Raw genomic sequence first — 6,253 nt, 5'->3', positions numbered from 1 at the left:
GCCGAGCCCGGCACGGCCACCCCGGCCGCGGCCGACGCCCCCGACGCCGCGGCCGCCCCGCCCGCCTCCTCGACCAGCAGCGCCGCCGCGCCCGCACCCGGTCCCGTCGACGCCGGCCGCCCCGCGCCGCGCGTCGTCGTCGTCGGTGGTGGCCCCGGCGGGTACGAGGCGGCCCTCGTCGCCCGCCGGCTGGGCGCGGACGTGACGGTGGTCGAGCGCGCGGGCCTCGGTGGCGCCGCCGTGCTGACGGACGTGGTGCCGTCGAAGACCCTGATCGCCACCGCCGAGTGGATGACCATCGCCGAGCGCGCCCCCGACCTGGGCATCCGCCTCGACGTGCCCGCGGGCCCGGCCGAGGACGACGACCCCGCGCGGGACACCGGCCGCAGCCGCCGGCACAGCATCGACCTGGCCCGGGTGAACGCCCGGGTGCGCGAGCTGGCGCTGGCGCAGTCCGGTGACATCCGCACCCGGCTGGAGCGCGAGGGCGTGCGGGTCGTCATCGGCCACGGGCGGCTCGACGGCCCGGAGCGCGTGGTCGTCACGGGCGACGCCGAGGAGACCCTCGACGCCGGCGTGGTCCTGCTGGCGACCGGCGCGACCCCGCGGACGCTGCCCGACGCGCAGCCCGACGGCGAGCGCATCCTCACCTGGACGCAGCTCTACCACCTGGACGCGCTGCCGGAGCGGCTGATCGTCGTCGGCTCGGGCGTGACCGGCGCCGAGTTCGCCGGTGCCTACGTGTCGCTGGGGTCGCAGGTCGTGCTCGTGTCGAGCCGCGACCGGGTGCTGCCGGGGGAGGACGCCGACGCGGCGACGATGCTGGAGGACGTGTTCCGCACCCGCGGCATGGAGGTGGTCGGGCGCTCGCGCGCGCAGGCCGCGCGGCGGACGGACGACGGCGTCGTCGTGACGCTGGCGGACGGCCGGGAGATCCACGGCTCGCACGTGCTGCTCGCGGTCGGCTCGATCCCGAGCACCGACGGCCTGGGCCTGGCGGAGGCGGGCGTGCGGACCACGCCGTCGGGGCACATCGAGGTCGACAAGGTGTCGCGCACCTCGGCGCGCGGCGTGTACGCGGCGGGCGACGTGACGGGCGTGCTGCCGCTGGCCTCGGTCGCGGCGATGCAGGGGCGGATCGCGATGTCGCACGCGCTCGGCGACGCGGTCGCACCCCTGAAGCTGCGGGGCGTGGCGGCGAACATCTTCACGGCCCCGGAGATCGCCACGGTCGGCCTGAGCGAGACGGCGCTGATCGAGCGGGACGCGCACTTCGTCACGCACACGCTGCCGCTGGCCCGGAACCCGCGGGCCAAGATGCTCGGCGTGCGGGACGGCTTCGTGAAGCTGTTCGCGCACTCGACGGCGGGCACCGTGCTCGGCGGGGTGGTGGTGGCGCCGCGGGCGTCGGAGCTGATCTTCCCGATCACGCTGGCGGTGTCGCACAGCCTCACCGTCGACGACGTGGCGAACGCGTTCACCGTGTACCCGTCGCTGTCGGGCTCCATCGGCGAGGTCGCGCGGGTGCTGCACCGGACCGACCAGGGCTGAGGCCCCGCGGCCGGGCCGGGCGCCACCCGGCGGGGCCCGGGTGGGCGGTCAGCCCGCGCGGACCTCCGTCACCAGCGCCAGGTGGTCCGACGAGTCGTCGGCGAGCACCCGCGCCTCCGCGAACGTCACGCCCTGCCCGAGCACCCAGTCGATCCGGACCTCCGGGTCGTTGCTCGGGTGGGTGAGCACGTCCTCGGCGCCCGCGGTGTCCATCGCGCTCACCCAGCCGGCCCCGGCGAGCGAGTCGAGCTCGGCCGAGCCCGGCTCGGCGTTGAGGTCGCCGGCCAGCACGGAGGGCCCGTCGTCGGGAAGCGCCGCCCGGAGCGCGTCGAGCTGCTCCAGCCGGGTGTCGACGTTGTCGTCCCGGTGCTGCAGGTGCACGGACGTCACGCGGACCGCCTCGCCCCCGGGCCCCTCCACCCGCGCGGTGAGCGCCGAGCGGGCCTGCGGCCCGGCGCCGTACGGCAGCTCGATCACCTCGACGTCGCTGAGCTCCGTCCGGGACAGCAGCGCGTTGCCGAACTGCTGGTCCGCGGCCGGGGCGAACGCGACGTGCATGCCGAGCCGGTGCCCGAGCCAGGTGAGCATGTCGGCGCCGCCGCCGAGCACCCAGCCCCGCGACACCTCCTGGAGCGCGACGACGTCCGGTCCCTGCGCCTCGATGGTGCGGGCCATCTGCTCCAGGTCGACGGCGGTGTGCGCGGCGACGCCGTAGTGCAGGTTCCAGTCGAGCACCACGAACGCGTCGGGGTCCCGGTCGGTCGCGGGCGCCGGGGCGGCGAGCGTCGCCGACACCCAGCCGACCAGCAGCAGCGCGACGGACGGCAGCACCAGGAACCGCAGGGCGTTGGCGCGCAGCGGGGGTGCGGGCTCGCGACCGGCGGGCTCGGCGGGGGTGCGCCACCGCAGCCCGCCGGTCGCGAGCAGCGCGGCGGCGAGCACCACGACCCACGCGTTGTCGACGGGCAGCGGGACGTCGTAGTCGAGCAGGTAGAGCAGCAGCACCACGACCAGCCCGAGCCCCACACCGCCGGTGGCGAGCGCGGTGCGCGGGATCCCGGGCGGCGCCGGCCGGCGGGTCTTGAGCGCGACGGTGAGCACGACGCCGAGCGCCGCCTCGGCGACCAGGATCGCGACCAGCGCCGCGACGCCGGTGGTGAGGAACGCGACCGCCGCGGCGACCGGCAGCAGGACGGCGGCGGCCCAGCGCACCGGCCGGGCCATGATGCGCGGGACCAGCAGGAGCCACGCGGTCAGCGCCGACGCCAGCACGGTCGCGGTCCCGGCCACCATCAGCGGCAGGTGCGACTGCGCCGCCGCGAAGGCCGGGTTGCCCAGCACCATGACGACCAGCGCGAGGGCGGGTCCGAGCACCCAGGTCCGCCGGGGACGGCCCGACGCCTCCTGCCGGCGGGCGACCACCGCCACGGCCACCGTGACGAGCACGAGGACGAGCGCGACGACGCTGCCGAGCACCCCGCCGCGCCACAGCGGGTCCCAGGTGCCGAGCGCGAGCTGGAGCGCCGCCGAGAGCCCCGTGCCGAGGGTCAGCCCGAGCGCGGCCTGGCGCCCGCCGCCGGCGCGGCCCGCGACGAGCGTGGTCGCGAGGACCAGCGCGGTGACGGCGAGCGAGGCGGTGACCAGACCGGCGACGAACCGCGGCCCGTCGTGCAGCACCTGCGTGGCCAGCCGGGCGGCACCGAGGGCGACGACAGCGACGAGCGCGGTGCGCCCGGAGGCGGTGCCGGGGCCGCGGCGGCCGGTGCCGAGCAGCGCCAGCGCCGCGAGCAGGCCCGCGCCGAGGAAGGTGAGCAGCGCGGCGGCCGCGACGGCGACGGTGCTGACGGCGAAGGCGCGGTCCAGGACCGGTCCGGCGGCCCGCACGGCGTCGACCGCGAGCACCGTGACCAGCGCGACGAGCGACACCCGGGTGGCCGTGCCGGCGTCCGGGGGGAGCGGGCTCCCGGCCGGCGACGGTGCGGACGCGGGGGGCACCGACGGCGGTGCGGCTTCGGGGACGCTCACGGCTGTCAACGTAGTGGGCGGCGAGCCGCCCCGGCCAACGACGTCCCCCGCGCGGACCTGCGCCGGCGGCGCACCGTCAGGACGCGGCGCCCTCGGTCCCCGCGGGCAGGCCGGCCCGCAGCACCGGCCAGGCGTCGGCGAACGCGGGCAGCAGCGGCAGGGCGGTGACGTCGTCCAGCGCCACCCAGGCGATGGCCAGGCTCTCGTCGTCGGTCGGCCGCGCGTCGACCGGGCCGGCGGTCACGGCGACGACCGTCGTGTACGACCAGTCGACGTGGTCCAGGACGTGCTCGCCGACCACGCGGACCGACGCGGGTTCGATGCCGGCCTCCTCCTGGGACTCGCGCAGGGCGCCGTCGACCGCCGACTCGCCGGTGTGCCGGGCACCACCCGGCAGCCCCCAGGTGCCGCCCTGGTCGCTCCACGGCGCGCGGTGCTGCAGCACGATCGCCGCGGCGTCGGTCCCGGTCGCCGGGCGCACGAGCAGCAGCCCGGCGGCCCCGGCCGTGCCCCAGTGCCGGCGGCCGCACCGGCACTCGACCCACCCGTCGCCGGGGTGGTGCGGTCGCCGCGCCACGGGGGTCAGTCGACGATCTCGCAGATGGCGGTGCCCGCCGCGACCATCCCGCCGACGTCGGCGGACAGGGAGGCGATGGTGCCGGCGCGGTGCGCGACCAGCGGCTGCTCCATCTTCATGGCCTCGAGCACCACGACCAGGTCGCCCTCGGCCACGGTGTCGCCCTCGCCGACCGCCACCTTGACGATCGTGCCCTGCATCGGGGAGGTGAGCGCGTTGCCGGACGCCGCGGGGCGGCCCGCGGCGCGGCGCGGGGCGGAGCGACGGGGGCCCGCGGCGGCGGGACGGCCGCGGCCGGCGCGCAGGGCGAGCGCGGCGGGCAGCACGACCTCGAGGCGCTTGCCGCCGACCTCGACGACCACACGCTCCAGCTCGGTCGGCTCGCCGTCGTCGGCCGGGCCCGCGGCGGTCACGGCCGGGGTGCCGGTGAGCGCGGGCAGCCGGTCGGCGAACTCGGTCTCGATCCACCGGGTGTGCACCGCGAACGGCTGCTCCGGGTCCGTGGGGACGAAGGCCGGCTCCGCCATGACGGCGCGGTGGAACGGCACGACGGTGGGGATGCCGGCGATCTCCAGCTCGGCCAGGGCGCGGCGCGCGCGCTCGGCGGCCTGCTGCCGGGTGGCGCCGGTGACGATCAGCTTGGCGATCATCGAGTCGAACGCGCCCGACACGGTGTCGCCCTCGACGACGCCCGAGTCCACCCGGACGCCGGGGCCGGCGGGGAACCGCAGCGTCGAGATCTTCCCGGGCGCGGGCAGGAACCCGGCGGCCGGGTCCTCGCCGTTGAGCCGGAACTCGAAGGAGTGGCCGCGGGTCTCCACGTGGTCGTAGCCGAGGGGCTCGCCGTCGGCGATCCGCAGCTGCTCGCGGACCAGGTCGATGCCGCTGATCTCCTCGGAGACCGGGTGCTCGACCTGCAGGCGGGTGTTCACCTCGAGGAACGAGATCGTCCCGTCCGCGGCGACCAGGAACTCGCAGGTGCCGGCGCCGACGTAGCCGGCCTCCCTCAGGATGGCGACCGAGGCGTCGACCAGCTGGGCGCGCTGCGCGTCGGTGAGGAACGGCGCCGGCGCCTCCTCGACCAGCTTCTGGTGCCGGCGCTGCAGCGAGCAGTCACGGGTCGACACCACGACGACGGTGCCGTGCTCGTCCGCGAGGCACTGCGTCTCGACGTGGCGGGGCCGGTCGAGGTAGCGCTCGACGAAGCACTCGCCGCGGCCGAACGCCGCGACGGCCTCGCGCACCGCGGAGTCGTACAGCTCGTCGATCTCCTCGGAGGTGCGGGCGACCTTGAGGCCGCGGCCGCCGCCGCCGAACGCCGCCTTGATGGCGACCGGCAGGCCGTGCTCGCGGACGAACGCGTGCACCTCCTGCGCGCCCGAGACGGGGTCGGGGGTGCCGGCGACCAGCGGGGCGCCGGCGCGCTGCGCGATGTGCCGGGCGCTCACCTTGTCGCCGAGGTCGCGGATCGCGGCGGGCGGCGGGCCGACCCAGACCAGCCCGGCGTCCAGGACGGCCTGGGCGAACTCGGCGTTCTCCGAGAGGAAGCCGTACCCCGGGTGCACGGCGTCGGCGCCGGAGCGGCGGGCGACGTCCAGCAGCTTGGCGATGTCCAGGTAGGTCTCGGCGGCGCGGGCGCCGTCCAGGGCGTAGGCCTCGTCCGCGACGCGCACGTGCAGCGCCTCGCGGTCGGGGTCCGCGTAGACGGCGACGGAGGCGAGGCCGGCGTCGCGGCAGGCGCGGGCGATGCGGACGGCGATCTCGCCGCGGTTGGCGACGAGGACCTTCGAGATGCGGGGCACGGCTCACCGTAACGCGGGGGGCCTCCGGCGTTCACGCGCGCGGCCGGTCGCGCCGCGAAGATCGCCGATCCGGCCAACCGCGTCGCCGCGGTGTTGGAGGGTTCCACAGCGGACGCGCGACGTGCGCCGCCCGGCCCGGCGCGCCCTTGTCCGCCCCCGACAAACCTGCCGGCCCGGCAGCGGCGCGCGTCACGCACCGGGCGCGACGGGTCGACAGGTCGCCGAGTGGGCAGTCGACACGTCGACTGTGCAGTCGGCGCATGCCCACTCGACGTGTCGACTGCACACTCGGGGGCGG

At 77.3% G+C, this 6,253-nt stretch carries 4 protein-coding genes; 1 reads left to right on the top strand and 3 read right to left on the bottom strand.

What is annotated here, in order from left to right:
* On the top strand, positions 1-1,551 hold a 1,551-nt coding region (locus MHY85_RS19515), incomplete at its 5' end, for an NAD(P)H-quinone dehydrogenase (RefSeq protein WP_239199772.1).
* A gap of 48 nt (positions 1,552-1,599) precedes the next feature.
* Here the strand turns inward: MHY85_RS19515 and MHY85_RS21985 are convergent.
* The 3 genes from MHY85_RS21985 to MHY85_RS19500 form a co-directional block, all read right to left on the bottom strand.
* A complete protein-coding gene (locus MHY85_RS21985) occupies positions 1,600-3,576 on the bottom strand; it encodes an endonuclease/exonuclease/phosphatase family protein (protein ID WP_239199769.1) in 1,977 nt (658 codons plus the stop codon).
* Between the two features lie 76 nt (positions 3,577-3,652).
* On the bottom strand, positions 3,653-4,153 hold the full coding sequence (locus MHY85_RS19505) for an NUDIX domain-containing protein (protein ID WP_239199766.1): 501 nt from the start codon (positions 4,151-4,153) through the stop codon (positions 3,653-3,655).
* 5 nt (positions 4,154-4,158) lie between these two features.
* Positions 4,159-5,955, bottom strand: coding sequence for a biotin carboxylase N-terminal domain-containing protein (locus MHY85_RS19500; protein WP_239199763.1), 1,797 nt, complete (start codon positions 5,953-5,955; stop codon positions 4,159-4,161).
* Positions 5,956-6,253 lie beyond the last annotated feature (298 nt).

Origin of the sequence: Cellulomonas sp. ACRRI, from assembly GCF_022346185.1 — a bacterium.
Taxonomy (GTDB): Bacteria; Actinomycetota; Actinomycetes; order Actinomycetales; family Cellulomonadaceae; genus Cellulomonas.
Note: the sequence above shows the minus strand (reverse complement) of the source record. Positions and strands in the feature narration are given on the sequence as shown.